Annotated in this window: 3 protein-coding genes; 2 read left to right on the forward strand and 1 reads right to left on the reverse strand. The window is 67.7% G+C overall.

The window, feature by feature from the left end; genetic code table 11:
• Positions 1-1303 (reverse strand): S8 family serine peptidase (locus ABB28_RS07325; RefSeq protein WP_152983417.1); only part of this gene is annotated, 1303 nt, incomplete at its 3' end.
• 217 nt (positions 1304-1520) lie between these two features.
• On the opposite strand from ABB28_RS07325, the gene ABB28_RS07330 reads away from it, so the two are divergent.
• Both ABB28_RS07330 and ABB28_RS07335 read left to right on the forward strand, forming a co-directional pair.
• Positions 1521-2696, forward strand: a complete 1176-nt coding sequence (locus ABB28_RS07330) for a thiolase family protein (RefSeq protein WP_057508008.1) — start codon at positions 1521-1523, stop codon at positions 2694-2696.
• Positions 2697-2820: 124 nt separating this feature from the next.
• On the forward strand, positions 2821-3162 hold the full coding sequence (locus ABB28_RS07335) for a hypothetical protein (RefSeq protein WP_057508009.1): 342 nt from the start codon (positions 2821-2823) through the stop codon (positions 3160-3162).
• The last annotated feature ends 173 nt before the right edge of the window (positions 3163-3335 follow it).

Raw genomic sequence — 3335 nt, forward strand, 5'->3', positions numbered from 1 at the left:
CACCGCGCAGCGCCAGCGTGCCCTGTTCGATGCGCGTGGCACCGCTGTAGGTGCTGCGTCCTGACAGCCCCAGCGAACCCACGCCCTGCTTGACCAAGCCGCCGGTCCCGCTGAGGTCGTTGCTCCAGACCGAATCCAGCCCGAGGCGGTTGACGTTGACGCTGACATCGCCCCAGTCCAGGCGGCCCGGACCATTGACGGCCTTGCCGACATCGAGCAGCCCGTTGCCGAACACCGGGTCCACGCCGGCCGCGCCGAGGTCGGTTGCCGTGCCCAGCAGGGTCTGCCGGACCAGGTCGTTGCTGAAATACGGATAGCGTTGCCATACCAGCGCCGCCGCGCCGGAGACCAGCGGCGCAGCATAGGACGTGCCCCAGCCGTAGTAGTAGCTTGCCGTCGCCGTGGTCGCCTGGGGATCCGGATAGACCGCGGTGCCGGGCGCGGCCAGGCAGTAGCTGGCGGCTTCGCCGCAGGCATTGGCATAGCTGGCAAGCTGGGTCGGGGTCACCGTGTCCACGGCGGTCACCGCCAGCCAGCCGCGCACCAGATCGGCCGCTGGCGTGCTGCCGCCGACGCCGGGACGGCTCGGCAGCGCGGCCATGTTCGACGGGGTGGGCTTGCCGTCATTGCCGGTGGCGAATACCACCAGGCCGCCGTTGCTGGTGATGAACGGGCGGTACTCGTCGGCGATCTGCGCGGTGGTGGCCGCGTTGGTCCAATACAGGCCACCCCAGGAGTTGTTCATGATCTTGACGCCGGCATTGATCAGGTCGCGGTGCACCGGCGCCAGGCCGATGGCCCCACTGACCTGGTTGCCATTGCCGCTGCCGTCATCCACGGGCCGCTTGTCGGCGATGATCCGCGCCGAGACGATCTCCGCGCCGGGCGCCACGCCGACCTGCGAACCGGCATAGTCGCCGCCGGCGGCCAGCATCGACACCGTGGTGCCATGCCCGACCACATCGTCGCGCCCCAGATCGTTCACCCGTGAATCAACGTAGCTGTAGTTGGCAACCACGCGGCCGGCGAGTGCCGGATGGCTGCGGTTGACCCCCGAATCCACGACGCCGATACGCACGCCCTGCCCGGTCAGGCCGGTGCCCAGCGCATTGATCGCGGTCAGGTGGCCCTGCCTGCTCGGCTGCGGCGGCGTAACCGGCGGGGGGGTAACCGGCGGCGGCGTGACCGGTGGTGGCGTCACCGGCGGCGGCGTGGGCGGTTCGACGCGGACATTGCCGCCGCCGCCACCGCCACCGCAGGCGCTCATTGCCGCCGCCAGCGACATGGCCAGCGCGGTCCTCATCCCTGCAGCCGTATTCAGTTGAACCCGTTTCATCCCTGTATCCCCGTGAAAGGTAGCGAGTGCCGCGGTCGCCCTATGCTGGCGTCGGGCCAGCCAACCTGCGGTAAGGGGCACCGCCTTATACTGGCGTCCCCCACGCAGTCTGCCGGGATTTGCGCCGCCTTCCAACGGCTCGCGTCTCCTTTTCCGAATTTGCTCACGCAACAACGAGATTGCCATGTCCAACATCGTCATCGCCGCGGCCAAGCGTACTGCCATCGGCTCCTTCCTCGGCCAGTTCAACGGCGTCCCCACCCCGACCCTGGGCGCGACCGCGATCGCCGCCGCGCTTGAAGCCTCCGGCGTGCCGGCCAGCGACGTCACCGAAGTCATCATGGGCTGCGTGCTGCCGGCCAACCTGGGCCAGGCGCCCGCCCGCCAGGCCGCCATCGCCGGCGGACTGCCGCTGTCCACCGGCGCCACTACGCTGAACAAGGTGTGCGGTTCGGGCATGAAGGCGATCATGCTGGGGCATGACCTGATCAAGGCCGGCTCGGCCAGCATCGTCGTCGCCGGTGGCATGGAGTCCATGTCCAACGCGCCGCACCTGCTGCCCAATTCGCGCACCGGCAACCGCTTCGGCAACTTCCAGGCGGTGGACCACATGGCCCACGATGGGCTGGTGAATGCCTACGACGGCAAGGCCATGGGCGAGTTCGCCGAATGCGCCGTGGACAAGTACCAGTTCAGCCGCGAAGAGCAGGACGCCTACGCGATCGAGTCGGTCAAGCGCGCCCAGGCCGCGCAGGCCAGCGGCGCATTTGCCGATGAAATCGTCGCGGTGAAGGTCGCCAGCCGCAAGGGCGAGGTCGAGATCTCCATCGACGAACAGCCCACCCGCGCCGACATCGCCAAGATCCCGACCCTGCGCCCGGCGTTCAAGAAGGACGGCAGCGTGACCGCCGCCAGTTCCTCCAGCATCTCCGACGGCGCCGCCGCAGTGGTGCTGCTGTCCGAAGAAGACGCCCAGGCGCGTGGCCTGCAGCCGCTGGCCCGCATCGTTGCCCACGCCACCCACTCGCAGGAGCCGGAGTGGTTCACCACCGCCCCGATCGGCGCGATCCACAAACTGCTGGACAAGGCAGGCTGGACGCTGGCCGACGTCGACCTGTTCGAGGTCAACGAGGCGTTCGCGGTGGTGGCCATGGCGCCGATGCGTGAACTGGGCATCGCGCATGACAAATTGAACGTCAACGGCGGGGCCTGCGCACTGGGCCATCCGATCGGCGCATCCGGGGCACGTCTGGTGGTCACCCTGGTGCACGCATTGCGCAGCCGCGGCGGCAAGCGCGGGATCGCTACGCTGTGCATTGGTGGCGGTGAAGCAACGGCCATCGCCATCGAATTGATTTGATTGGATTTAACTCCTGTTTCGCAAAACTGAATGCGGGATCGCTTGACAGCCATTCGTGGCTTGTCATCATGTTGACGGCGCGCAACTGCGCGTTGCCTATCTAACGACGACGAGGATTCACCAAATGAGCATCAACAAGCTGCTGGTTGCTATGTCCCTGGCCCTGGCCCTGGCTGCCTGCTCGAAGCAGGAAGCTGCCCAGGACGCCGCCGCTTCGGCCAACGAAGCTGCCACCGAAGCTCAGGCTGCTGCTGACCAGGCTGCTGCCGCTGGTTCGGCCACCGCCGACGCTGCCCAGCAGGCTGCCGACACCGCCGCCACCGCTGCTGACGCTTCGGCCGACGCTGCCGGTGCCGCCGCTGGCGCCGCCACCGACGCTGCTGCCGACGCAGCTGCTGACACTGCCAAGGCTGCCGAAGGCACCGCCGAGCAGGCCAAGGACGCTGCTGAAGAAGCCAAGAAGTAATAACTTCTTTCTTCACGCTGTTCTGAAGAAGCCGCTGGTTCGCCAGCGGCTTTTTCTTTGCCTGTCGTTGGGGTGGGTCGAACGGGTGATACCCCCTCGCGGGTGGCCGCATACAGCTGGCTACGTGCTTGGGACCGGGCGGTGGGGCTGGGTGGGGGACGGCAAAAGCCGCT

It is taken from the genome of Stenotrophomonas chelatiphaga (genome assembly GCF_001431535.1).
Lineage (GTDB): Bacteria > Pseudomonadota > Gammaproteobacteria > Xanthomonadales > Xanthomonadaceae > Stenotrophomonas > Stenotrophomonas chelatiphaga.

Excerpts from the sequence above, each read along its gene's own strand:
- ABB28_RS07330 (WP_057508008.1), top strand. The coding sequence starts at position 1,521 with ATGTCCAACATCGTCATCGCCGCGGCCAAGCGTACTGCCATCGGCTCC.
- ABB28_RS07335 (WP_057508009.1), top strand. The coding sequence starts at position 2,821 with ATGAGCATCAACAAGCTGCTGGTTGCTATGTCCCTGGCCCTGGCCCTG.